Origin of the sequence: Parabacteroides goldsteinii DSM 19448 = WAL 12034 (genome assembly GCF_000969835.1) — a bacterium.
Lineage (GTDB): Bacteria > Bacteroidota > Bacteroidia > Bacteroidales > Tannerellaceae > Parabacteroides > Parabacteroides goldsteinii.
This window is the reverse complement of sequence record NZ_KQ033912.1, coordinates 373284-397727: the sequence shown is the minus strand read 5'-3', so window position 1 is coordinate 397727 and position 24444 is coordinate 373284. Positions and strand designations below refer to the sequence as shown.

General features: G+C 46.9%; 20 protein-coding genes. 10 read left to right on the top strand and 10 right to left on the bottom strand.

Annotation, left to right across the window (positions count from 1 at the left end):
* Positions 1 to 5: 5 nt before the first annotated feature.
* The 9 genes from HMPREF1535_RS01855 to HMPREF1535_RS01815 form a co-directional block, all read right to left on the bottom strand.
* Positions 6 to 1808, bottom strand: a complete 1803-nt coding sequence (locus HMPREF1535_RS01855) for a c-type cytochrome (protein WP_046145126.1) — start codon at positions 1806 to 1808, stop codon at positions 6 to 8.
* On the bottom strand, positions 1808 to 4297 hold the full coding sequence (locus tag HMPREF1535_RS01850) for an HzsA-related protein (RefSeq protein WP_046145125.1): 2490 nt from the start codon (positions 4295 to 4297) through the stop codon (positions 1808 to 1810). The genes HMPREF1535_RS01855 and HMPREF1535_RS01850 overlap by 1 nt, the downstream gene beginning before the upstream one ends.
* Positions 4298 to 4454: 157 nt before the next feature.
* Positions 4455 to 5150: a deoxyribose-phosphate aldolase gene (deoC, locus tag HMPREF1535_RS01845; RefSeq protein WP_010802355.1), complete on the bottom strand. Its 696-nt coding sequence runs from the start codon at positions 5148 to 5150 to the stop codon at positions 4455 to 4457.
* A gap of 12 nt (positions 5151 to 5162) precedes the next feature.
* On the bottom strand, positions 5163 to 6197 hold the full coding sequence (locus HMPREF1535_RS01840; protein ID WP_087880785.1) for a zinc-dependent alcohol dehydrogenase: 1035 nt from the start codon (positions 6195 to 6197) through the stop codon (positions 5163 to 5165).
* Positions 6198 to 6217: 20 nt separating this feature from the next.
* Positions 6218 to 7741 (bottom strand): xylulokinase, encoded by a 1524-nt coding sequence (gene xylB / locus HMPREF1535_RS01835; RefSeq protein WP_010802357.1) that lies wholly within the window; start codon positions 7739 to 7741, stop codon positions 6218 to 6220.
* A gap of 16 nt (positions 7742 to 7757) precedes the next feature.
* The gene (locus tag HMPREF1535_RS01830; protein WP_007657547.1) at positions 7758 to 8237 is read right to left on the bottom strand and encodes a Lin0368 family putative glycerol transporter subunit; all 480 of its coding nucleotides are present in this window, start codon (positions 8235 to 8237) and stop codon (positions 7758 to 7760) included.
* On the bottom strand, positions 8234 to 8617 hold the full coding sequence (locus HMPREF1535_RS01825) for a Lin0368 family putative glycerol transporter subunit (RefSeq protein ID WP_046145124.1): 384 nt from the start codon (positions 8615 to 8617) through the stop codon (positions 8234 to 8236). Before HMPREF1535_RS01825 ends, HMPREF1535_RS01830 begins: the two co-directional genes overlap by 4 nt.
* Positions 8618 to 8638: 21 nt before the next feature.
* Positions 8639 to 9688: an SMP-30/gluconolactonase/LRE family protein gene (locus HMPREF1535_RS01820; RefSeq protein ID WP_046145123.1), complete on the bottom strand. Its 1050-nt coding sequence runs from the start codon at positions 9686 to 9688 to the stop codon at positions 8639 to 8641.
* A 195-nt stretch (positions 9689 to 9883) separates the two neighbouring features.
* Positions 9884 to 11530, bottom strand: a complete 1647-nt coding sequence (locus tag HMPREF1535_RS01815; RefSeq protein ID WP_046145122.1) for an alpha-L-rhamnosidase-related protein — start codon at positions 11528 to 11530, stop codon at positions 9884 to 9886.
* Between the two features lie 209 nt (positions 11531 to 11739).
* Between HMPREF1535_RS01815 and HMPREF1535_RS01810 the strand changes: the two genes are divergently transcribed.
* Positions 11740 to 12288: a glycosyl hydrolase gene (locus tag HMPREF1535_RS01810; RefSeq protein WP_229102478.1), complete on the top strand. Its 549-nt coding sequence runs from the start codon at positions 11740 to 11742 to the stop codon at positions 12286 to 12288.
* Complete coding sequence (locus HMPREF1535_RS01805; protein WP_046145121.1) at positions 12254 to 12931, top strand: hypothetical protein; 678 nt, start codon at positions 12254 to 12256, stop codon at positions 12929 to 12931. Before HMPREF1535_RS01810 ends, HMPREF1535_RS01805 begins: the two co-directional genes overlap by 35 nt.
* 244 nt (positions 12932 to 13175) lie before the next feature.
* Here HMPREF1535_RS01805 and HMPREF1535_RS01800 read toward each other — a convergent pair whose 3' ends face one another.
* Positions 13176 to 13451 (bottom strand): HU family DNA-binding protein, encoded by a 276-nt coding sequence (locus tag HMPREF1535_RS01800; protein WP_007657564.1) that lies wholly within the window; start codon positions 13449 to 13451, stop codon positions 13176 to 13178.
* Positions 13452 to 14198: 747 nt separating this feature from the next.
* On the opposite strand from HMPREF1535_RS01800, the gene HMPREF1535_RS01795 reads away from it, so the two are divergent.
* From HMPREF1535_RS01795 to HMPREF1535_RS01760, 8 genes are all read left to right on the top strand, one after another.
* A complete protein-coding gene (locus tag HMPREF1535_RS01795) occupies positions 14199 to 15683 on the top strand; it encodes a TolC family protein (protein WP_007657565.1) in 1485 nt (494 codons plus the stop codon).
* Between the two features lie 43 nt (positions 15684 to 15726).
* Positions 15727 to 17106 (top strand): sigma-54-dependent transcriptional regulator, encoded by a 1380-nt coding sequence (locus tag HMPREF1535_RS01790; protein ID WP_046145120.1) that lies wholly within the window; start codon positions 15727 to 15729, stop codon positions 17104 to 17106.
* Positions 17107 to 17117: 11 nt separating this feature from the next.
* A complete protein-coding gene (locus tag HMPREF1535_RS01785; RefSeq protein ID WP_046145119.1) occupies positions 17118 to 18419 on the top strand; it encodes a sensor histidine kinase in 1302 nt (433 codons plus the stop codon).
* 65 nt (positions 18420 to 18484) lie between these two features.
* Positions 18485 to 19723: a site-specific integrase gene (locus HMPREF1535_RS01780; RefSeq protein WP_046145118.1), complete on the top strand. Its 1239-nt coding sequence runs from the start codon at positions 18485 to 18487 to the stop codon at positions 19721 to 19723.
* Between the two features lie 523 nt (positions 19724 to 20246).
* Entirely contained in the window at positions 20247 to 20813 is a 567-nt protein-coding gene (locus tag HMPREF1535_RS01775) for a DUF3575 domain-containing protein (protein WP_046146361.1), read from the top strand.
* Positions 20814 to 20826: 13 nt separating this feature from the next.
* Entirely contained in the window at positions 20827 to 22437 is a 1611-nt protein-coding gene (locus tag HMPREF1535_RS01770; RefSeq protein ID WP_046145117.1) for a DUF3868 domain-containing protein, read from the top strand.
* Between the two features lie 37 nt (positions 22438 to 22474).
* Positions 22475 to 23389, top strand: a complete 915-nt coding sequence (locus tag HMPREF1535_RS01765) for a FimB/Mfa2 family fimbrial subunit (RefSeq protein ID WP_235438496.1) — start codon at positions 22475 to 22477, stop codon at positions 23387 to 23389.
* A 167-nt stretch (positions 23390 to 23556) separates the two neighbouring features.
* The gene (locus tag HMPREF1535_RS01760; RefSeq protein WP_010802370.1) at positions 23557 to 24405 is read left to right on the top strand and encodes a KilA-N domain-containing protein; all 849 of its coding nucleotides are present in this window, start codon (positions 23557 to 23559) and stop codon (positions 24403 to 24405) included.
* The last annotated feature ends 39 nt before the right edge of the window (positions 24406 to 24444 follow it).

The window sequence follows — 24444 nt, the reverse complement described above, 5'->3', positions numbered from 1 at the left end:
ATTGATTATAAAGATAATACGTATTCTGCCAGGTCATTCAGTTCGTTTTCAGATAATACTTCTGCCGGAGCATGTATTTTCAGCATTTCCTGCATTGTGTAAGCACGTCCGTCGTATAAATAGGGGGCTGTTCTCCATACTTCGTTCAGGGCGGGAACATCCATTTTGACATGCTCGTCCGGTCCGTTGGTCCAGCTCACTTTATATTGTTTCATATCTGTGTAGTAAGTTCCGGAATGGCAGGAAGAACAATCTTTCTCAAAATGAGCTTTGCCTCTCTTTGCCGCTTCCGACAGGTTGCCGTTCACCAGTCGGGGACTGGGAACCGGGGATAACGATTTCAGATAGGCATCGATAGCCGGAGCTACTTCTTCGGTTGAAGCTGAGAATAAAATATATTTGATTCCCGAAACAACTGCGGTCTCTGCATCTTTACGGATTCCGGTGACCATACAGGGCGGTGTCTGATGGGAGAGGACTAACGTCTTGGTGTTCTTAGGATTCCCCATTCCATCATTCAGCAAGTCCCAGTTCAGTCCGTCCATCCGGGCATCATTCGGATGACAACTGGCGCAACTCTGCCATCCCTGGAAACCGATCGATGCGTCATGGAAATACATGTCGCCTTTGCCTGTTTGAGTGGAAGCGAGAGGAGTACCCAATGAAGAAGAAGTCATCTCTTTTCCACTCTGATTGAAGGCTACAAGTTCACCGGTGTAGTAATTTGCCGTATATACTTTATCCGAAGTGACGTGTAAGGCCCGGGGACCTTTCCCCTGTGTTTTGTAAAAATCGCGGATACCGTATAAGAAGCCGGCGTCATCCCGGATATGTGCATAATCTTTTGTCGAGGGAGTTGCTTTTCCCCCTTCTTTTACCTGTGCCAGACGGTTATGCAGCATCGCTCTGTCTATACAGGCCAGTTCGTGGGTACCGGAAATTGCCACCCATATTTTGCTGTCGTCCGGTGAAACAACGACATTCCAGGGATTTGAGGCTCCTTTCTGGGGAGTATCCAGCAGAACAGTGTTTTCCACTTCCTGTGAATGCAGGTTGATGATAGATAAAACGTTGGTACTCATCCATCCCCGGTCCACCTGATTGGTCGGGAGTTGGTAGCGTGCCAGCAAATGGACGGCATATGCATAGTCGCCTTTACTGTCTGTAGCCAGGGTTTTTACATCAGTCGAACCGTTCGGGAGTTGTAATCGTTTCACTACCTTTTTGTGGTTCACATCCACAATATCCAACTGACAGGCAACCGGATAAGCAAGCGACGACATTTCCGGCAGGTTATTGGCTACCAGCAGCATGCTGTCGTTTGCAAATGAGACGAGGTCTACCGGTTCACGTCCAACGGGAATTCGGTTCAGTACTTCTTTTGTTTTCGGAGAGACTTCCCAAAGTTCATTATTGAAACGTTGCGTAGTCCACAAGGATGCGGTTTGTTTATTGAATAACAGGGCGGAGGGCGTATGTCCCAATCGGGTATCCGATATGACGGACAAATCTTTTCCGTTCAATTCGCACAGAGAGCCGTCTACACCGTCACACACTACCCAGATATGCTGGTCAGGTGTTTCCGCCAGATCGTTTGCTGGGGCGGGCAGTACCGCTTTTGTCCCGGTTTTATTGAAATTGGCGTCGATGAGGTATATTTCTTTTTTATCCCGGTTTGTCACCAGGAGTCCGCCTTGCTTTCCGGCACTCCATATATGGTCCGGAGCAAAAATATCATCTCCGCTGCATCCGGTCAGGATGGTCAGGGAGAGACAGGCTATGTAGGTCCAGTTTATTTTCATGATCATTACTTCTTAGCTTTTAATGATTGAAGATACTGGCGGATATTTTCTTTTTCCGCAGCACGGGATGTCTCCCGTTTCTTCTCATAATAAGTATAATACTCTTTTTCTTCCTGTGTCCAGTTATTCGCTTCCCGGTAATCGCCGATGAACGGTACACACAGGTCGATCCATAAAGCGATCGTTTCTATTTCCTCCTTGCTCAGTTTGCAGCCGCCATGCCCGTTTTCAAGTCGCTTGATCAGATTACTTGTATTGGAACCTGCAAAATAAGGGGCAAGTAAAGTCGGCTCGGATAAATTGCTGATCCAGTTCACTTCCGGATGATGGGCGTCTCCCTGCCAGGAGTCGTTATCTCTGGTCATTTGACGGGCATGAGTCAGGTTCAGGTAAGAGTCTGAGAATTTACGCTTCGTCTGCTGGTCTACTACTTTTAATTCGCCTTTCAGGCTTAGCTTGCTTTTTACCCCGTCGTGGCAGGAAATGCAATGAGCGTCCCAGATGGGCTGCACTTCTTTGATATAACTGAAACAACGGTCGCCGATACCTTCCGGCTCGATCTTTTGGATACCGGTGTTCATCGCCATAGATACCGGATGCGAGGCTATCGGAACGGTGTTTTTATGTTCATGACAGCCCACGCAACTCTGCGTTTCTCCCGGTTGCAGTGTCGACCAGCTGCGCATGGTTTGCACAACCCGGTTGTTTTCGTCTAATGCCTGAAAATAAAGCGGAGTACGGCAAGGAACTTTAAAGAAAGCCGAACCGTCGGGATTAACATCGACAGTTCCCAATATCCGTTTTACATCCCAGCTGGCGTTGCCGACACCTACCGGAGAGAAAGCATGTCCGGCACCACCCGCATCAAAACCGAAAGCAGCACCGATACTGGCTACCCGGTAGATGGGTTCTACAATTCTCAGTTTTTTGATCGTTCCGGGCTGAACACCTTTCAAGCCGTTGCCTTCATAGATATTTTGCATATAGTAGACACCTTCCTCTTTTGTGTAATCCACATTGTCTACGCGCTGGAAAGGACGTTCACGTTCGGACAACAAGACCGGTTGGTTGCAAGATATGCTGGCGTCTGAAACCAGCAGTTCCCGTTCACCGGACGGTGTCATCCAGTAAATACCGAATTCCATCGGATGACCTACATGGTAACCTAATGGGGTATAGGATATTAAAAACTCCTTTTCATTCAATGGGTAAGGATGCTGGAACTGGTCGGCGAACTGCCCGTAGGCGTCGATTTTTACGGCTTCCGGTTTCCGGAGCGGGGCAACCAGCATGACGCCTTCATTCTCGTCACGTCCGGCTTCCGGGTCGATGATACATAGTTTGCCATGCTGGGGAGTGTGATGTCCCAGGATTGTCGCCATCACTTTCCGGGTTCCGGGGATTTGCCGGGTGTGGGTGAGTGTGGTTGGGAAAAAACTGTTCCCGCCATAGTATTCCGCTTGTCCGGTACCGTCCGGATTCATCTGGCAAAGCGGTTGCATGAATACCTGGCCACGGTCATTGTATTCCCAGCGGGTATAGACAACCCGTCCGTCATCGAGCAGTGTCGGGTTTGATGTATGTACCTGGTCGAAACCAACCTGGCGCATATAACGTCCTTCACGGTCGCAGAGATAGAGGTTGCTGACTTCGACAGTCCAGCAATCCACTGCACTTCCGTTGCGGGTCGAATTGAACAGAATGTTTTCGTCGGGCAGATAGATCGGCTCTATGTCGGCAAATCCCAGACCTGAAGTGATTTGTTTCAGTTTCCGCGACGGCATCTCCATTTCATAGAGATGAAAATCATCCTCCTTTTGTGATTTCTTCCAGGCAAAGAGAATATGTTTACCGTCGAAATGAACATCCGGATCCCGGAAGACACCGGCTGTATCTTTTAATAAAGTTTCTTCCTTTGCCCAGATCCCGTCCATTTTGAAATAAGCCAGCTCGCCACCAGCAAAGAAGTTGCATTCTGCGCGGGCATCCGACAGACCTTCCGTATAAGCGAAAAAGGAAGGGCGAAGTGTGCGGAATTTGGTAAACACGACTTCGGGAGTGTTTTTTATAAAGGATGCCAGCCGTTGTTCCCTTCTTGCTTTACAGGCATCCAGATAGGCGGATAAAGCCTGTGTTATGCTTTCCGGCGTGTTGGTTACTTTGGTTTCCTGCTGTAATTTTTGCAAACGCTCTGAAATTTGTTCGGGCAATGTTTTGTCAAACCATTTTACATCGCTTCCATCCTGTAGCCACCAGTCGTAGTAAACCGGATAGTGGTGATAGAAATGCAGATGTGCCTCCCGGATCAGGGTGGCAGTACTGTCTTTTGAAACAAGACCTTCGGTTGCCTTTATTTTATTAAACCGGTCTTGTATGTCTGTTATAAATTCCTGCTTGTCGGCGGGATAGTGGTCCTTATATACTTTTTCCTTGTTCTGGCAAGCTGCCAGAATGAGGAGCATAAGTCCTAATCCTATTTTGTGTAAGTTATTCATATATATTACTCCCTTCTTTGTTGTTATTGGTTTGCCGGAATTGGCAAACGGAAGTCATTTTTCCCCACTTATTTTTTCTTTGTGGGGAAAAAGTCCCACTAGCGTGGGGAATAATCCCCTTTGCAATGGGGAATTATCCCCATACTAGTGGGGATTTTTACTTAATAGCACTTTTATAAGCCTCCACAATAGTAACTCCACTGGATGTGCCGATGCGGGTTGCTCCTGCCTTGATCATGGCTAAAGCAGTATCGAGGTCGCGGATACCGCCAGCCGCTTTTACTCCGATTTCCGGACCAACTACACGGCGCATCAGGGCTACATCTTCTACAGTCGCACCGGCTGTTCCAAAACCAGTCGAGGTCTTAACAAAGTCAACTCCAGCCTCTTTGGCTATCCGGCAGACTGTTTCCTTTTCGGCATCCGACAGATAGCAGGTTTCCAGAATCACTTTGCAGATAACGCCCGCCGGTCTACAGATAGCAACCATCTCTTCGATTTCTTTCTTTACAATATCCAGGCGGCCTTTTTGTAACGCGCGTACATTTATTACTGTATCTATTTCCGTCGCGCCTTTAGCGATGGCGTCGCGTGTTTCGAAAGCCTTGCATTCGGTCGTGGTCTGTCCTAACGGAAAGCCGATGGCTGCACCGACACGGACGGGCGAACCTTCCAGCAGTTTGACGCAGGTTTCTACTTCCGCCGGATTGATGGCAACCATGGCGAATTCGTATTTGCGTGCTTCGTCACATAGTTTCTCAATGTTTTCTGCTGTGCCGAAAGGTTTCAGGAAAGTATGGTCGATCATTCCTGCCAATTGTTTTACTGATAAGTTCGCTATTATTTCGTTCATGATAAATGATGTTTAGAATGTTAAAACTGTTTTTATTACTTCGTTACGTTTTACGGCTTCCAGGGCCTCGTTGATTTGTTCTATTTTAAAGCGGTGGGAGATGAAGTCGGATGCGGACAGCCGGCCTTCGCGTATCCATTCGGTCAGGGCTATCATTGCCCGTTTCTCTTCCGAACGGGTCGGCCAGCGGTGGATGAACAGGTTGAAATTGTAAGGAGCCTGGTCCAGGTCGATCGTCGGATTCTTTGTCATTACGCCATATACACAAATATCTCCGGCCATTTTTATAAGGGGTAGGGCCGAATGAACGATGGAAGGCAGGCCGACAGCGTCGATGACCGTATCGTATGAACGATTTGCGGCAGCGATAAATTCGGGTGTCGCAATCTCAGCCGGCGTATAGCCATTATCAGCACCCATTTGTCTGGCTAGTTCCAGTTTGGCAGGTAGCATGTCGACAATATCCACTTGTCCGAGACCGAATAGTTTGCCGAGTTTCACAAAACTCAACCCGACAGGACCGGCACCGAATACCATCACTTTCTTTCCCGGTTCCAGGCGGAAGTCTTTGAATGCACCCACTATTTCACGCCAGGTGCAGGCAATGACTGCTTCTTCCGGCTGTATATCGGCCGGTATTGCATTCTGTATTTCGAAGCTGTCCCAGCAGCCTTGTTCCGGAGTGGCAAGGCCTTCTTCCTGCAAAACTTCGAAATCGTTTACTACGACATATTCACAGAAACCGCCCCAGGCACTGTTCAGCCCCGGTGTCGTAAAGGAGGCATTCAATCCGCCGATTACCCTGTCGCCTACCTTGAAATTTCGAACTTTACTTCCGACTTCTATTACAATGCCGACATTTTCATGGCCTAAAGCCATCGGGAACTGATCTGCCCCCGGAAAATGTCCGGCTATCAGTTTGCTGTCGGTGGCATTGCACAAAGCGACCATTTCTGTTTTTACGAGGGCCTGGTACGGAGTGATAACAGGCATATCTATTTCCCGGATTTCTACTACGCCGGGAGCTGTTGCGATTACGCTTTTCATTTTTCCTTTCATATTCATTCTTATAGATTTAAATCCGACAGGTCTGTATAAACATCTTTCAAATGCTCGTACGTCCGGTCGAAAACAGCTATTAATTCTTTGTATTTCTCTACATTGGCGGGGATAGGACTGATCTTTTTGTCGATATGGATAAACCGGTCGGTTACACTGAAATCTTTGAATAAGCCGGCTCCGATTCCTGCCAGGATGGCGGCGCCCATGGAGGTCGCTTCTTCCAGATAGTTCGGGATTTTTATTTCAGTCTGATAAATATCGGCCATCATCTGCTGCCAGATCGGATTTTTAGCACAGCCTCCTATTACCGTCATATTTTCTACGGGGACGTGGTTGCGGAATATATTGACGATAAGTCCCAGGTTCAGGGTGATGCCTTCCATGACGGAACGAAGCATATCGCCATGCGTGTGTCCTACCGTCAGTCCGATAAAAGCGCCTTTGGCATTTACGTTCCAGCGGGGAGAACGTTCGCCCATCAGGTAAGGCAGGAACAATAGTTTGTTGGAGCCTACCGGAGATTTCCGTATCTGTTCGTCAATCAGTTCGTACACATTCCCTTTCCTGATTCTGGCTTCTTCCTGTTCAAACAGGCAGAGTTGCTGCACCATCCAGTTATAGGAAGCGCCTGCCGTCTGCATAGTTCCCGACGGATGCAGCATGCCCGGTACGACATGCGCCCAGTTCATGGTACGGCGTTGTTCGTCTACAACCGGCTTTTCTACTGTCAGGGCAACCCATGAGGAGGAGCCCAGATAATTGTAGGATGTTCCCGGGGCTACACAACCTACGCCGACTCCGGCACAACTGCCGTCGCCTCCTCCGCAGATAACCGGTGTACCTTTACGGAGTCCGGTGGCTTTGGCTGCTTCCTCCGTTACTTCTCCTATAACATCAATAGAAGAACGGACTTCCGGGAAGAGGGAGATATCCAGTCCTGCTGCTTCTATGATCTCTTCGCTCCATGACCATCTGTTCAGGTCGTAGGCGTTTGTTCCGGAAGCATCTGACGGGTCGGTGGCGATCGTACCGCAAAGGCGGAAATTGATGTAGTCTTTTGCATTAAGCATTTTGTACGTTTTTGCAAAAACTTCCGGCATATGTTTTCGTATCCACATTAATTTTTCTATTGAATAGGAAGCACTGATACGGTGTCCTGTTATTTCATAGAAATGAAGCGGGTCCATTTTTTCATACAGGAAAGCTTCTTCCTCCTGTGAACGCTGGTCGCAGTACAGCAGGTGTGGAGAAAGCGGATTCCCTTTTTTATCGATACATAAGCATCCCATCATCTGGCCGCTCAGGGCAACTCCGGCGATCTCTTCGGGTGATACGAGTTGAAGTAATGCATTTGTTGTTTCTGTTATGGCTTTCCACCAGTCGGACGGATCCTGTTCCGCGCGGTTACCGGCGGCATAAACAGTCTGGTAGGAGGCGACACGGGATGCAACCAGCATGCCTTCTTCATTGAATAAAGTGGCTTTGTTGCCACTTGTTCCTAAATCGTGTGCAATGACGTATTTTGCCATGGTCTTTGAATTTTATTTATAATGCAGCATTCGTATATCCGGTCAGTCCGACCAGGATGCCTCCTGCTATCCCCCCGGCAATAATGACGGCCCAACGTGGAAATGCCTCTTTCAATAATCCCAAACGTGTCCCTCTGGGAGCACAGAGTGTATCACATACGACAAATCCCATAGCGATGGCCCAGCCCATATCCACCCAGGGAGCACTTCCGCGGGCTCCCTGATGGATGAGGCTGAATTGCATGGGTAATCCGTTTACATCGGTAGCTAAACCGGTGGAGAAACCGAAACCGGGCAATTTGTGATTCACCAGCCAGAATGTTCCTATAATTAAGGCGGCCGCAATAAATCCTCCTTTTGCTCCAAAATCTTTCACCAGTTTGGGCCAGCAGAATATAACTGTAAAAGTGACGGCGAAAGAACCGAATATACTGGTTATGATACCGGCATTGTACATGCCGAACAATTCATTGTAAGTTTGTAACCATTCGCTCATACTGCATCCTCCTCTTTTGACAGGCGATTACCGCATGAACGCATTATCCAGATGGTTATTCCGGCTAAAGCACCTCCGATCAGACAACAAAGCAAAGTGGGGGCAGCCAGGAAAAACTGAGTGAAATCACCCTGGAAACGGACGATTCCCCAGGCTATGCCGGCAGAGCCGATACACCATCCCTGGTCCAGCCATATTTTTCCTTCCGGATTTAATATGGCTCCGTTATAATGGTTCATGTACCACATGATCCCGATAATAAGGGTAGCAGCCAGCCATCCTCCCATTAAACCGTATGTTTTCCAAAGTTCCGGCCAGATGCCGAAAGCAAATCCTCCGCATATTGCCGAACCGGCAAATGTAGATAAGTAGTGTTTCATGATATTTAGGTTTATGATCTGTTAGTTCAATTGTAATTTAGCTAGTGTAAAAGGCTTGTCGTGTTTGGTATTTACTTTGTCGGGACCTGTCACGATGTCGAAGCAGGATACAATCACCTGGCCGTTCCAGACGATCGGTTCTCCCGGCTGGTCCAGACCACCGTCGCTGCCGTCGCAATCCGGACTTTGGGCGATACGCTGAATGCGGCCGTTCTTGTTTATACGGGCCACTGCATTTTCAGAAAAGTCGGCTACCCAGATATTTCCGTCGTCATCCATGCACATTCCGTCGGTGGTGCGTAGTTGTGACGGGTCTTGTGCCCATATCTCATTTCCGATAACGTTGCCTTTGGGATCCATGGTTATTCGGTGAATGGTGCCGTCTCCAAAATTTCCTACATATAAATTGTCTTTTTTATCGAATACGATTCCGTCAAGTCCGTACTGAACTGCTTTGTTTTTCGTAATGACGGTTGTGAGCAGGTTCTTATCTGCTTTTGTATTGGTTACTTTTATATTCTTATCGTTCTTGTCGAAGCAATAGACTCCGCTTACCAGTAGTCCGGACGGATCCTGGATGGAGGAGAGGGAGCTTTGTGTTACATATAATTTCCCATTTCTGAAGCGGATGCCGTTGGGGTGTTCCATACCGGTGGCTACTTCGATAACTTCTTTCAGTTCGTAGCCATCTAATTTTAAGCATAAGATTCGGCCTTTGTTCCTGGCCTTTTCAGCTCCGCTCCATCCCTGGTTGTCACAAATAAATAAGTTTCCTTCATCATCGAAGGTGATTCCCATGGGAGCAGCCCAACCTGTTTCTTCTAATATGGGTACATTCATCCATTTGCTGATTTTCCCGTCTTTAGTAATCCGCATCAGGCAGGCTGGTTTCGACAAATCGGCAAAGTTCGGACAAGCCAGGATCAGGTCGCCATTTGGGGCAATTGCCATTCCGTCGGGTGTCGGACAATCATCCGGCAATTCCATGAATAGTTCACTTTTTTGCATTGCCGGTGTACAAGCTCCCAGGAATGCAGATAATAAAACTGATATTAAAAACACGTTCTTCATGATATATAGATTTTTCATTGGCAAAGAAATATAATTCTGCCCTGAAAGAGTTTCATCTATCGGTCAAAAGCTTTCAATATTCGGTCAGTGAATGATTTGTGTTGTTGTAAGGTGTTGATATTTAGTAGCCTGATTGTATGAGGCTTTTATATGCCGGAATAAATCTAGATGAACTTTTTCAACGTGTATTTGAACTTATTCCTGAAATATTTCCGGATATTTCCGGATGAAATACGTCGGTGTACAACTCCAGGCATGGCAATAGCTATTGACCGGGAAAAAGTTGTATGGAGATAAAAACTCATTTTTAGGATCATAAACTTCCCAGAATGTATCAGCACCTTTGTGGATCATTCCTCCCCAGTATTCTGCTACTTCATTTCGGGCTTCTTGCGGCATTCCGCTTTTGATCAGGGCCTCTATATAATAATGGAACAGGTAAGGGGCTCCCGGAGTGCAGACATTCTCTGTTGTTTTCAAGGCTTTTAAAGATCGTTGGGCTTCTTTTTGTGTAGGTATTTCTCCCAGTATCATCCATATTTGGGAAGCATAAGAAACCTGATCATTCAATTTGCCTGTGAATAAACCCGTTTTTGGATTGTAGAAATGCTTTCGGGCAGCTTTTTTCATCTTTTTGATGAGTCCCGGAAGTTGGGCGACCTCATTTTCTTTGTTCAGTAATTTTGCCAGTTCATAGGTCTCTTTGAAAGCAAAAACAGTAACGCCATGAAAAGCTACTTCTCTATGTAATCCGTCTTTCCAGTCGAAGAATATCCACCATTCACGGGATGCCCGTTCGTAATTCATTGTTCCGTCATCCTGTAGGTATTGGTAAGCTGATTCCAATTGTTTTTTTACAACGGGCCAAAGATCCTCAGCCGTCTCTCTGTCTCCCGTTTCCTGCAAATAGTCTTTGAGGGTAACGCCAAACAGGAAAGAATAATCATATAAATGTTGTTTTGCCTGGGGCTTGGGCTCCTGGGTTTCAAAAACAGTTGCGTTTAGTTTTCCGTTATGCTCGCTTAGTCCGGCCAGCAGGTAGAGGCAGCGTTTGGTCAGATTGTATTGTTTGAAGGAATAGTTGTTAGCCAATGCTTCCAGATATAAGTCGCCCAACCACAGACGCTGATCCCTTTTGGGACCGTCTTCGTAAACGGTTTGCATACATTCTTTCAGAGTATTTAAACTAACCCGGTCTATGTCTTTAAATATCTGTGGCGTGGCAGCCGATAATTCTCCGGGCGTATTGACGGCAGAAGTAACAGCGTCGCATTTCATTCCGGAAATACAGAAGTCATATCCGGGAGGAGTCGCGATAAGTTCTATTTTTACATATCTGAAGGATACACGGCGTGGAATGGTGATCGTTGACGGCATTGTCATCATGGTGACTATTTCATCTTGTAACCACGCACGGCTGAGTCCTCCCTGATAAGGATCGAAAGGTGTTACCAGTTCAGAAGGAACTTCTCCGAATGTCAGTTTGAAGCGTGCCGGTGCGTCTGCCTCGGCTTTTAGTAACTCCGTGCTGAAACTGAAACTACCTGTTATGTGCTCTCCGAAATCGACAATGACGGCTTTTGTCTCCTTAAAAGAGTTATCGTAGAGTGTATTTATAGGTGCTGTTTGCTCTGCTTTGTATTGCTGGAAAGCATTTTCATCTTTTATTATATGTACTAAACCGACCGGCTTTTTTTCTGTAACGGTCAGTTGAGGAATGCTTTCTTTTGCTTTTTGTAACCAGGATGCCCGCTGGCTGGCATAAAAATCTTGTCCGTGGACTGTTATAAAACAACTGGCAAGTAAACAGTTTAATATAAGTGTTTTTAAGGTCGTTTTCATGTTTCTATAAAATATGAATAAGTGTTTTATCAAAAGTATTCTTTCTTATAAATAGTTGATAAAATTACTATTTACCGGGTGGATGTATGTTGTATTATTGATATTAAATGTTACAAAAATGACACAATAGTAAGGGTTGAATTATTTTATCTTTTTCGTGTTGGGAATTCCTTTTATGCAAGGATGCCGGTTTATTGACAGTGGAGAAAATGAAGATGATGGGCGACCAGAGTAACCTTTCCGGTGTGACCCATTCGATCCTGCACGGTTTTAATTATAGTCCGCTGGAAGTGCCGTTCCCCGGTTGGATCATGTACGGCGCATTTCTGAACGAACGGAATAGCTGGTGGCCTTATTTCAATTTGTGGGCGACCTATAAAAGCCGGGTGTCGACTGTCCTTCAGGAATCCGATTTCTTTGCTGATATTGCCGTGATGCATCCGCTGGCTGATATGTGGATGATACACGGACCACAGCGTGATCCGTTCCCCAGCCTGCATTATCCGTCTTATCAATATCATGTGTGGGAAGCAATTCATCAGAACGGAAATAGTTGTGACTACATAAGTGAGAATATCATTCAGCAAAGTAGTTTCAAGAAAGGCAATCTTGTTTTCAATAACAGGAAATATAATACATTGATGCTGCTGGAAGTTGAGTCGATGATGCCGACGACAGCAGAAACACTGGTTGAATTCGTTAAAGCCGGAGGTAAACTGATCTTTGTCGGTAAAGAACCATTTTATTACGAATTGTAATCCGGAGGATGGAATACGGATACAGGCAACATTTGAGGCGAATGGCAGAACACCTTGGTTATGGAATCCGGAAACAGGCGAACGGACACCTTATCCGGTCTCTTCCGGTTCCACTTTACAGATCGACCTGGGGCCGGCCGCATCCAAACTGATTGTTTTTGAGGAAACGAAAGGCGCGAAGATCTCCATTCCGGCTTTGCCGCTTCAGAGTTCGTCTCCGCTCGAACTGAACGGATGGACGGTCGGAATGGCGCATGTCAATGGCGAGTCGGCCAAACGTGAGCTGGATACGTTGGTGGATTTCTCTGCAAACCCGGAAACACAATCGTTTTCCGGCGACCTGTATTATGAAAAGACGGTCGATAATGCAGCCGGATTCAATTACCTGGATTTAGGGAAAGTATATGGCGTTTCGGAAGTAACCCTGAATGGGGAAAAACTGGGATGCAAATGGTATGGAAACCGTGTGTATCAACTGCCGGAACATTTAGCTAAGGCACCGGTCAAATCATTGCAGATAAAGATCACGACAACTGTCGGTAATTATCTGAAGGGTACGCCTGAAAACAAAATAGGGCAGGCATGGACCCATCATCAGAAATGGGCACCGACAGGTATGCTGGGCCCCGTTAAATTAATGTAACATCAGGAATAAACGGATAATGTCTTTTTTTGTCAACTGAAAAATGTTTCTCTTTTATTTTCTTGGCATTCTCTCATCCCTCATTGCAGCATTATAGGCAGACCAGGCTACGATCACTGCATTATGACGTATATCGTCTAACACCAGACGGTCGGAGATATTCTGTTCGCAGGGGACGGGACCGGCTTCTTCCAGTTTATGGAAATTCAGTCCCGGAACGCTGTAACTACCGGAATGTGCAAAATTATTTGTTCAGCGCCTTTATCAGGTCTGAGCCGGCGCGGAACTTGACGGAGGTACGCGGCTTGATCATCACCGGCTCTCCGGTCTGTGGATTCCGGGCGGGGCGTTCGGTCTGCTCCCAGGGCAGGAAGGTACCGAATCCCTGGAATACGACCGTATCTCCCTCTTGCAGGGCTTCGGTGGTATTGTCAATGAAGGAGTTGAGTACCGCCTTTATCGCTGCTCTCGTCATGCCGGTGTCTGCGGCTATTTGTCCGATCAATTTACTTTTATTCATATACTACAGGTTTAAATCGTTTTTAGAACAAGTGTTCGGGATACTTGGCCGGAGACGTAGTTCTGCGGTAGAAGCAGGGTATAACTTTTCAGCATAATATCCTTTAAATCGGTATAAATACTCCGTTTTCAGGAGTATGGTTTACTTCTTTTTGTTCTCTGATATTAGTTAATATAAATTGTTCACTTTCTGTTCTTCGCCCTCAATCAGTGGATTAACTACCGTATTACCGGAAATACAGCGTATTCGATAATTTGTAGTAGGCCATTTTCTCTTATTTAATGGAGTTCGTTAAGAACTTTGTTATTAATGGAGACAAAGATAATAAATACAGAGGATAAGCAATCAAACATGCGATAAAATTCATCTTTTCTCTTCTTTTTCTCCTCTTCCACCAAGGATAATGCGATAAAGCCGGGTTCTGTAAAAGTACCACAAGGGAATTGGCAGGGGAGGAAACAAGGAGAAATCTTGCCGGAAATAAGCAGTTTTTAATCAAGTGGCTTGGCTGTTACAGGTTTATTTGCAACAATTAAATCTTTCTGTTTATGGATAACTCCATTATTTCTATAGCGCCCCCCTAATTTCCTGAGTTCTTAACGAACTCTGTCCATTTTCCCTTCATAACTCCATTATCGGACATACTGTTCATTATCGGACACTATTCTTTTGTGTTATACTCAGAAAATCAATGATATATGTTTTTGGCATACCTTTTGCCTGTAGCATGGCAAAACATATATTACGATGAAAAAGATCTATATAGCCATTACTTATTTATTGCTGACATGCTTTGGTTTACAGGCCGAAGAACAAGATAATGTAGTCCGTCTGACTTTGAAAGATGCCATTACGCTGGCACAACACCAGTCTGTCGATGCGGCTGTGGCTCTGAACGAATTAAAGACGTCTTACTGGGAATACCGTACCCATGTCGCCGACCAATTGCCGGAGGTTAATTTTAAAGGAACGCTCCCCAGTTACAGCAAGCAATATTCACGTTACCAACAATCGGACGGAACCTATGCTTTTGTGCAGGACAATAACCTGTCGATGGACGGAGCGATCTCTATCGACCAGAATATCGCTCTGACAGGCGGTAAGATCTCATTGAACTCTTCTCTTAATTTCTCCCGCCAGTTGGGGCATGGTGCCTTCAATGAATATATGAGTGTCCCGGTCGGTCTGACCCTGACGCAACCTATCTTCGGCGTGAACGACCAGAAATGGAACCGCCGGATCGAACCTGTTCGTTACCAGGAAGCAAAAGCCGCTTATATTGAAAGCGTAGAGGGGGTAACCATCTCGACAATCGCTTACTTCTTCAATCTTCTGTTGGCGAAAGAAAACCTGGCAACGTCTGTGCAGAATCTGGATAACGCAAATAAACTGTATGATATCGCTATCGCGAAACGCAAGATCGGTCATATCTCTGAAAGTGAACTGATGCAATTGAAATTATCTGCTTTACAGGCGAAAGGTAAGTTGACGGAAGCGCAGTCGAACCTGAACGCCAAAATGTTCCAGCTGCGTTCTTTCTTGGGATTGAGCGAGGAAGATGTGATAGAACCGGTCATCCCCGAATCTGTCCCCGACATGCGGCTGGTCTATCAAGAAGTATTGGAGAAAGCCCAGGAAAACAACTCGTTTGCCAAACGCATACTACGCGAACAACTCGAAGCCGATTATGCAGTAGCGACGGCCAAAGGGAAACGCCGCGATATCAACCTGTTTGCTTCCGTGGGATATACAGGGAAAGACCGTGATTTCAGTGGCGCTTACAATCCGCTGAAAGATAACCAGGTGGTGGAAGTCGGTTTCAGCATCCCTTTGCTGGACTGGGGAAAACGGAAGGGAAAGGTTAAGGTTGCCGAATCCAACCGCGAAGTGGTTCTCTCCAAAAACCGTCAGGACCAGATGACATTCAACCAGAATATCTTCTTGCTGGTGGAGAACTTCAACAACCAGGCTGCCCAGTTGGAAATTGCGGAAGAAGCCGATGAGATCGCCCAGAAACGCTACCAGACATCTATCGAAACATTTATGATCGGCAAGATCAATATTCTCGACCTGAATGATGCCCAGCAATCGAAAGATGATGCCAAACAGAAGCACATACAGGAATTATACGGTTTCTGGAGTTATTTCTATAATGTCCGCAGCGTGACGCTTTACGATTTTCTGAACGACCGTAATCTGGATGCCGATTTTGAGGAAATTGTCAGAAAGTAGGTAACTTATTCGTATCTTTACAAACCCAATTAAAGAAACCTATATGATATTAATTATTGATGATGACGCAGCTGTCCGTTCTTCGCTTACTTTTTTGTTGAAGCGGGCAGGCTTTGAACCGGAAGCTGTTCCGGGGCCTGAAGAAGCGTTGGTTATTGTGCGCCGGGAAGCGCCCCAACTGATTCTGATGGATATGAACTTTACCTTGACTACGACGGGAGAAGAAGGGATACAGCTATTAAAACAAGTAAAGATATTTCAGCCGGATGTCCCAGTGATCTTAATGACCGCCTGGGGCTCCATTTCGCTGGCTGTGCAGGGTATGCAGGCCGGCGCTTTCGATTTTGTGACCAAGCCCTGGAACAACCTGGTGTTGCTGAAGTCGATCCGTACGGCTCTGGAACTGAATGAGCAGAAGAAGATGCAGAAATCGCCGTTGAACCGGAACGATGCGGACAGTAAATTCCATTTCGAGAAGATTGTCGGACAGAGTGATGCGCTGATGGATGTGTTGGGAACCGTTTCCCGCATAGCACCGACCAATGCTTCGGTGCTGATTACCGGTGAAAGCGGGACAGGCAAGGAACTGATTGCGGAAGCGATCCACGCCAATAGTCCCCGTATGAAAGAGGCTTTCGTCAAGGTCAACCTGGGAGGATTGTCTCAGAGCCTTTTTGAGAGCGAGATGTTCGGTCATAAGAAAGGTGCGTTTACGGATGCTTATATAGACCGTACCGGACGTTTTGAAATGGCAAACAAAGGAACTATCTTCCTGGATGAGATAGGTGACCTGGAGTTATCCTGCCAGGTAAAACTATTGCGTGTATTGCAGGACCAAACATTTGAAGTGCTGGGCGACAGCCGTCCCCGGAAAGTGGATATCCGGGTGGTGAGTGCTACCAACTGCAACCTTCCGGAAATGGTTGCCGCACGTACGTTCCGTGAAGACCTGTTCTACCGTATCAATTTGATCACGATCCATCTGCCCGCCCTTCGCGAGCGGAAAGACGATATTCCTTTGTTGGCCCGTTATTTTGCCGATAAGCAGTCGGAAGTCAACGGTTTGCCTAAAGTCACTTTCTCTTCGGATGCCGTCAGTTTCCTGCAACGTCTTCCGTATCCCGGAAATATCCGTGAATTGAAGAACCTTGTGGAAAGAACGATGCTGGTATCCGGTAAATCCTTGTTGGATGTGTCCGATTTTGAAGGGCAATGCCTGAATCTGGGGAACAAACAATCCGTGAGAAAAGGCGGAGCCGTCAGTTTCGAGGGTATGACGCTGGACGAGATTGAAAGGCGGACTATCCTTCAGGCTTTGGATACACATGAGGGAAATCTCTCGCATGTCGCATCCGCATTGGGAATCAGCCGGGCAGCCTTATACCGCCGGTTAGAGAAATACGGAATACCTACCGATAAATAAATGATATTCGAATGAGGATAAAAGGATTGTTCTGGATCTTGACCGGGTTGCTGCTGACTATTCTGGCAGTTATCACTTACCATGTCTTCTATAATTATTCTTCCTTCATGTTCTTTATTGTGGAAGGTGTTGTCCTGGTTACGATCTTGTACCTTTTCCTTTTTTACCGTCGTATCATCAAGCCGTTGGATATTATCGGCAATGGTATGGAACTGCTGAAAGAGCAGGACTTCAGTTCCCGCCTGAGCCGTGTCGGGCAGAAGGAGGCCGACCGCATCGTGGACATTTTCAATAAGATGATGGAACAGTTGAAAAACGAACGTTTGCACCTGCGGGAACAGAATCATTTCCTGGATTTGCTGATCAATGCTTCTCCTATGGGAGTGATTATGCTGAATCTGGATAACGAGATCATATCGCTGAATCCCGCTGCCCGCAAGATGTTCGGACAACCTTTGTCGGTCGATTTCGCCGGAAAATCCTTTACAGAGATAGATTCCCCGTTGGCGGTGGAGTTGGCGCGTATTCCCTTGTATGAATCGCAGACTGTTCGCCTGAACGATGCCAATATATATAAATGTACGCATTCCTCTTTTGTCGACCGGGGATTCCATCACTCGTTCTATCTGGTGGAAATACTGACGCAGGAAGTCTTTAAGGCTGAAAAGAAAGCCTATGAAAAGGTGATCCGCATGATTGCCCATGAGGTAAATAATACAACTGCCGGTATTACATCTACATTGGATACGTTGGAATCCACTTTCAGCGAGATGGAAAATACGGAAGATATATGCGACGTGTTGCGTGTTTCCATCGAACGCTGTTACAGCATGAGTCATTTCATTACAAACTTTGCCGATGTGGTGCGCATCCCGGAACCGCAAATACGTAACCATGAATTGAATATGGTGGTGACTTCCTGCAAGCGGTTTATGGAGACGGTTTGCCAGAACCGCAACATTCAAATCATTATGGAGCTGGATGAAGTGTCTCCTGTTGTGCGGCTGGATAGTTCGCTTTTTGAACAGGTGCTTGTCAATATTATAAAGAACGCCGCCGAGTCGATCGAGCGCGACGGCAAGATTTATATACGTACTTCACGTAACCCTGTCTGCCTGGAAATAGCAGATACCGGTAAAGGAATAGACAAAGAAACTGAAAAGAAATTATTCAGTCCTTTTTTCTCCACCAAACCGAACGGGCAGGGGATCGGCCTGATCTTTATACGCGAAGTATTGCAGAAACAGAACTGCTCTTTTTCCCTGCGTACTTATACGGACGGTTTGACAAGGTTCCGTATATTGTTTGAATAAGTCTGAAATACAGTAGGCTATAGTTGTTTTCATTTTGTTATATTAGGTAACAAAATGAAACCAGTATGTATAACGTATCAGTAAAAGTAAAAAGGCGTAAGTCGATAGAGGCTGGGAAGCGGATGCCGCTCTATGTGCAGATTATCTATCGCCGCGAGGTCCGGAAGATGGCTTTGCCGTACCAGTTATCCGAAGAAGAGTGGGACGGAGGCAGGGAGGAAATCAATATCCCGGGTGAAAGCACTTCCGAACGGTCAAAAGAATTGTATGCCATTCGTGAGCAGTTTTCCCGCGATTGCCGGACAGTCCGGTCCGTAATCTATTTGAAGGAGAAAAAGGGTTCCTTTACTCCGGATGAAATAGTGGAGGCGTGTAAGGAACGTTTTGCGGTAGCCAACCTGACAAAATATGTGGAGAAACAGATCTGTGTGCTGCAAGGGGAGGGCAAGGATGAAACGGCCAGGCATTACCAGAGTACGCTGAATGCCTTTATGCATTTCCGGGGTGGCTGCGAACTCAGGCTGGACGAGATCGACGCGCCGCTTTTGAAAGAGTTTGAGACCTACCTGTTCAGTTCCGGTGTTTGTGCCAATACCGTTTCTTTCTATCTTCGCGTGCTCCGGGCTATCCGTAACCGGGCGGTAAGGGATAACCTTGTCGAAGCCATCCCGCAGCTTTTCAGTAATGTCCATACCGGTATTGAAAAGACGCGCAAACGTGCGGTTCAGGAGAATGTGATCCTGGGTCTTGTCGCTTTGCAGCTTCTGTCGCCTGCGTTGCAGCTGGCACGCGACCTGTTCCTGTTCTCTTATTATGCCCGTGGAATGGCCTTTGTGGATCTGGCTCATCTGACGCGGAAGAATATCGTGGGGGATAAGATCGTCTATATCCGGCGCAAGACCGGGCAGGAGTTGCAGATACGTCTGCTACCCGAAATGAGGAGACTGATTGCCCGTTACCAATATGTATCCGGCCCTTTCCTGTTCCCAGTCCTTACGGGTTCCCGCCCGGACTATATCGGTTATCAGAGTGCGCTGCGTGTTCAGAACAAGCGTTTGAAGAAACTGGGAAAGATGGTCGGGACCGACCTTTCGACTTATATTGCCCGTCATACCTGGGCCAGCGTTGCCGCACAGAAAGGGATACCGGAAGAACTTATCTCACAGGGTATGGGACATGAGTCTGTTAAAACGACCCGTATCTATATGGCGCTCCTGGATACCTCGCGGGTGGATCGTGCCAATGAAATCGTGATACATAAGAGGAATTGTAAATCAAAGCCTGTTTATAAAGTCGTATTGTGAGGTGTGTTCTGTCTCTTAGGAAGAGACGGTCCGTCGGTGACAGTCAGTGTTAAAACTTTGCAAATGTACTAACTCTTTTTTATACTTGCACCATTTAGTACGGTGTTTTTCCATATGACTAGCCTTAATATTCATGTATTTACTGAATATTGTTACATCTTTTAAGAAAGAAGGCCTGTTGTTCATGCCTCTCTCCGGTCTTTCTATGTCTGTCTTTTTGCTTCTTTTTCTGTTTGTTATCTATTGATTATCTGTTGTTTACTGTTTGTTTTCCTGTTGTATCTCTTTTTTTTGGCAGGGATGCTAAATGATAAAACTTGAAAAACAAGCACTTTTCTACTTTCCCTTTTTTTCATCTTCCCGTTTTGTTTTCCGGATGTTGTCCCTGAGTGTTCTGCTCTTGCAGTATGGCACCATAAAACAGTTTGAAATCCCTGATTCTTGTGCCTTTTGTGTATCCCTGTTCCGTCTCTTCCTAAGAGACAGAATCCCTCTGACGGTTACCAAATCTAGTATTAATATAATGTATAGGGTTCTTTACTTATCGCTGCTGTATACCGGTTGTTTGTTGCTAACGACAAATATGTATGGACAACAAACCGCACTGAAAACGAATCTCCTGTTCTGGGCGACCACCACTCCGAATACCGGTGTGGAGTTCGGGATGGGACGTCAATTCACCATGGATATCTGGGGTGCCTATAACGCCTGGAAGTATCCGGATGATATGCGTCTGAATCTGTACCTGATACAGCCGGAAGTCCGTTTCTGGCCGTGCCGCAAGTTTGAAGGGCATTTCTTCGGGGTACACGGTCATTACGGTCATTTCAATATCGGCATGATTCCGTTTATTTCCGGCCTGAAAGACCATGTGTTGAGAGGTGACCTTTACGGCGGCGGCGTAACCTATGGCTACCACTGGGCGGTCGGCAACCGCTGGGGATTAGAGGCGATGATCGGCGGCGGTTATGTTTCGATGAAATATACCAAATATAAATGTGCCGAATGTGCGGAGGCATCCGGTTCTTACAGCCGTAGCTATTTCGGCCCGACGCGTATCGGTTTTTCAGTCATCTATTTTCTACGCTAAAATAACTTGTCCGATGAAACATACCTTCTTCTATAATATATATGTATGGGCCGTTTGCCTGGTGCTTTTTGCGTTGCCTGCCGGCGCGCAGCATATCCGTGTCGTGCCGCAGCAGGTCTCTGTGCGTAACGACAGCCTGCAACTTCAGCTCGATATGGACCTGGAGGCAGTGAATGTGTCCGCAAGCACAGCCGTTATTTTTACCCCTCAATTGCTTGGACCGTCCAAACAACTTCTTTCTTTGCCCCCTGTCATTATCAGCGGCCGTATCCGTGAGCGTCAGGACCGTCGCGAACGGTATCTGTCTGCCGGCAAAGAATCTTCCGTCCCTTATATGCGCATCCGCGATACCCGGCATACGGGATCAAAGAAAATAACTTACCGGATGTCCGTCCCTTACACCTCGTGGATGCAGCAGGCTTCTTTATTACTCTGCCAGGAGGTGAAAGATTGCTGTGACCTCCAACTGTTGGGAGTGGATACGCTGGTGCGTAAACTCAGCTTAAACCATGTGCCGCAACCGATTGGTGAGGCTCCCGTTCCCGTGCCTGACACGGGATCGCAGAAGAAGCGTCCTCTTTCCCGGGCGAATATGACAAAAAATACGAAGGATCGGGCCGTTGTCCCTGCGATCCCGCATCGGGTACGGGAACGGGCTGTCGATGTGACTGCTTACGAGTCGATGGTATCCTATCTGCGTCCTGAAACTGGCCAGACCGGCAAACGCCATACCGAGAGTGCCGTGCTCTATTTCGATTACCCGATCGGCAAGGACGATATTTATCCTGATTATAAAAACAACCGCGAAGAGATCGATAAGATCGACCGTATCATGGTGCCTTTGCAGGATAAGCGTTTTACATCGGTCGACCGTATCCGTATCTGCGGTTATTCTTCCCCCGACGGACCTTACGGCGACAATGAACGGCTGGCAAAAGCGCGTTCGGGGCTTTTTGCCTATTACCTGCGGAATGCATACGGCATTCCTCGCGACCTGGTGGAAGTCTCTTCGGTGGCAGAGGACTGGGAAGGACTGTCCGATCTTATGAGGCGGGAAAAACCTTCGTGGCAGGATGCCGTGCTCCTTATCATCCGCCGTTATGGCATTTTCAACGGGCGTGAAAAGCAATTGATGGATTTAGAGGGCGGGACGCCCTACAGGGAGATGATGCGCCATTACTTTCCGAAACTGCGGCGTATAGAGGTTGTCGTTCAATACGATGTCCGCAAAGTGGAGGGCGACGAAGCGGCCGAACTGATCTATACGCATCCCGACCTGCTGAGCCTGAAGGAGATGTATGCCGTGGCACGCTATTACCGTCCCGGGACGGAACAATACCGTGAAGTCTACGAGATAGCCGCCTTTCATTTTCCGGATGATGTGGTGGCGAATGTGAATGCGGCCTCGGCTGTCATGCTGACGGGCGACCTTACATCGGCCTGGGATTATCTGCGTAAGGTGGAGGCGGACCCGCGTGCCTGGAACAACCTGGGCGTGCTGACGCTGATGGAAGGCGACCCGTCCGGTGCGGCGGTGTGGTTCCGTAAGGCGGTGGGTGTGGAACCCCGCAAGGCGCGGAAGAATCTGGAGATAGCTGAAAGTTATTTGGAAAGCGATGAATAGGAAACGGTCCCGGAGATATTTCAAGCATTTGATTTTTATGATACTGACAGTACTGCAATCAAGCTGCACTTTCGGAGATGAACCCGGCGTTTGTCCCTACAATACCCGCCTGGACTACAGGTCTGCAGGTAGCGGTAGCGAGAACGAGCTGCCAGTCTACGTCGACAACCTCCGGCAGTACCTGTTCGACAGTGAGGGTAAACTGCTGGGCGTCGAAACCCTCCGTGGCGACAGTATCCGCGGCTGGCAGGGCAACCTGGCGGCGGGTGAATATACGGTCGTCCTCTGGGGCAACCTGGCGGACGACGGCAGTGACGGCCTGGCTATAGAGCCGGAATCCGGAGAGAGGCTGGCCGATATGGAACTGAGCGCCGTCACATCCGGTGCCCCTGCGGGATACCGGATGAACACCGGTCGGCTGTATTACGGTAACCTGACGTTTCGCGTGGAGGAAGGCCGGAGCTTCCGGCGCCGTGTTTACCTCTCGCATGCCCATGCCTCGCTGCATGTCACGGTGCAATGGATGGCGGATGCGCCGGCGGAAGGCGGTACCTACCGGATGCGGATGAAGGGGATCGCCTCGGAATACGGCTTTGTGAAAGGCTGGGAGAGTGAGGAACAGCCGGAGGGCGGTTCGTATGCAGTCCCTTACATCAGCACTTCCCGTATCAACCATGAAACACGTGCCTCGATGAATTACGACGGCGAAGTGACAGGCGAGTTCGTCACTTTCCGCTATACCTCAGGCACGCACCAGTTATGGAGCCTGTGGCGTAACGACGAACGTATCGTCGGCGATCTGGACCTGTACCGCTTTTTTGCCAAAAAACCGATGGATATGGACCGGAACATCGAGCAGGAGTTCGAAATCCTGGTCACGGTCTATGCCGATAAGATCATCGTCACGGAAGTTACGGAATCGGATTGGGACGAAGGCGGTGCGATCGGCTAACAGATAATTAATCCGGTACGGGAGCGTAGCGGATAGATATAAGCGTTCTTTGACATGGTGTAATTAATGGGAATTTTTAGGTAAGACTTGAAATATATTCTTTCATGGTTTGTGAAGAATATATATTTCCTTATATTTGCGCATTATCAATCAAAACAATTTAGTCTATGAAAAAAGAAAAATGTGTAAAAGCGGAAATCAATGCTGATGGCAGACAAGTTTCAATCTTATCATTAGGAAGAAATAATGATTACATTTCTTTGACGGATATTGCCCGTTATAAAAGTGATGATCCCAACGATGTAATAAAAAACTGGATGAGAGGAAAAGATGTTATCCAGTTTCTTGGCCTTTGGGAGAAATTGAATAATCCGGATTTTAAACCCGTCGAATTTGACGGGTTTAAAATGGAAGCAGGAACAAATGCTTTTACTCTTTCTCCCCAAAAATGGATTACAGCAACAAATGCAATCGGTATTATTTCAAAGGCAGGTCGTTATGGAGGGACTTTTGCCCATACTGATATTGCTTTTGAATTTGCATCCTGGATTTCAGCCGAATTTAAGTTGTATATTATTAAAGATTATCAGCGGCTGAAAAATGACGAAAATAGTAACTCCTCTTTAGGATGGAACTTAAATCGTGAACTGGTAAAAATTAATTACCGTATACATACCGATGCGATAAAGGAAAATCTTATTCCGGAATCTATGGCTAACAAATTACAGGGTATTGTTTATGCCAATGAAGCAGATATATTAAATGTGTCTCTTTTTGGAAAGACAGCCAGACAATGGAGAGATGAAAATCCCGGATTGACAGGTAATATCAGGGATTACGCTACATATCATCAATTGATCGTTCTTATAAATCTGGAGAGTATGAATGCTGAACTGATCAAGATGGGACTATCTCAAAATGAACGAGTATTGCGATTAAATAAAATGGCAATAGAACAAATGTCTTTATTGCTTCGTGATATATCTATAGAGCCAATCAAAGGGCTGAATAAGTAACCTTTCTTTTCCTATTAATTACATCCGTGTTTGAAAATG

What these genes read in the sequence shown, in the direction of transcription:
- HMPREF1535_RS01855 (WP_046145126.1), bottom strand. Translation starts at nt 1,808, where the DNA reads ATGATCATGAAAATAAACTGGACCTACATAGCCTGTCTCTCCCTGACC.
- HMPREF1535_RS01850 (WP_046145125.1), bottom strand. Translation starts at nt 4,297, where the DNA reads ATGAATAACTTACACAAAATAGGATTAGGACTTATGCTCCTCATTCTG.
- deoC (WP_010802355.1), bottom strand. Translation starts at nt 5,150, where the DNA reads ATGAACGAAATAATAGCGAACTTATCAGTAAAACAATTGGCAGGAATG.
- HMPREF1535_RS01840 (WP_087880785.1), bottom strand. Translation starts at nt 6,197, where the DNA reads ATGAAAAGCGTAATCGCAACAGCTCCCGGCGTAGTAGAAATCCGGGAA.
- xylB (WP_010802357.1), bottom strand. Translation starts at nt 7,741, where the DNA reads ATGGCAAAATACGTCATTGCACACGATTTAGGAACAAGTGGCAACAAA.
- HMPREF1535_RS01830 (WP_007657547.1), bottom strand. Translation starts at nt 8,237, where the DNA reads ATGAGCGAATGGTTACAAACTTACAATGAATTGTTCGGCATGTACAAT.
- HMPREF1535_RS01825 (WP_046145124.1), bottom strand. Translation starts at nt 8,617, where the DNA reads ATGAAACACTACTTATCTACATTTGCCGGTTCGGCAATATGCGGAGGA.
- HMPREF1535_RS01820 (WP_046145123.1), bottom strand. Translation starts at nt 9,688, where the DNA reads ATGAAGAACGTGTTTTTAATATCAGTTTTATTATCTGCATTCCTGGGA.
- HMPREF1535_RS01815 (WP_046145122.1), bottom strand. Translation starts at nt 11,530, where the DNA reads ATGAAAACGACCTTAAAAACACTTATATTAAACTGTTTACTTGCCAGT.
- HMPREF1535_RS01810 (WP_229102478.1), top strand. Translation starts at nt 11,740, where the DNA reads ATGAAGATGATGGGCGACCAGAGTAACCTTTCCGGTGTGACCCATTCG.
- HMPREF1535_RS01800 (WP_007657564.1), bottom strand. Translation starts at nt 13,451, where the DNA reads ATGAATAAAAGTAAATTGATCGGACAAATAGCCGCAGACACCGGCATG.
- HMPREF1535_RS01795 (WP_007657565.1), top strand. Translation starts at nt 14,199, where the DNA reads ATGAAAAAGATCTATATAGCCATTACTTATTTATTGCTGACATGCTTT.
- HMPREF1535_RS01790 (WP_046145120.1), top strand. Translation starts at nt 15,727, where the DNA reads ATGATATTAATTATTGATGATGACGCAGCTGTCCGTTCTTCGCTTACT.
- HMPREF1535_RS01785 (WP_046145119.1), top strand. Translation starts at nt 17,118, where the DNA reads ATGAGGATAAAAGGATTGTTCTGGATCTTGACCGGGTTGCTGCTGACT.
- HMPREF1535_RS01780 (WP_046145118.1), top strand. Translation starts at nt 18,485, where the DNA reads ATGTATAACGTATCAGTAAAAGTAAAAAGGCGTAAGTCGATAGAGGCT.
- HMPREF1535_RS01775 (WP_046146361.1), top strand. Translation starts at nt 20,247, where the DNA reads ATGTATAGGGTTCTTTACTTATCGCTGCTGTATACCGGTTGTTTGTTG.
- HMPREF1535_RS01770 (WP_046145117.1), top strand. Translation starts at nt 20,827, where the DNA reads ATGAAACATACCTTCTTCTATAATATATATGTATGGGCCGTTTGCCTG.
- HMPREF1535_RS01765 (WP_235438496.1), top strand. Translation starts at nt 22,475, where the DNA reads ATGATACTGACAGTACTGCAATCAAGCTGCACTTTCGGAGATGAACCC.
- HMPREF1535_RS01760 (WP_010802370.1), top strand. Translation starts at nt 23,557, where the DNA reads ATGAAAAAAGAAAAATGTGTAAAAGCGGAAATCAATGCTGATGGCAGA.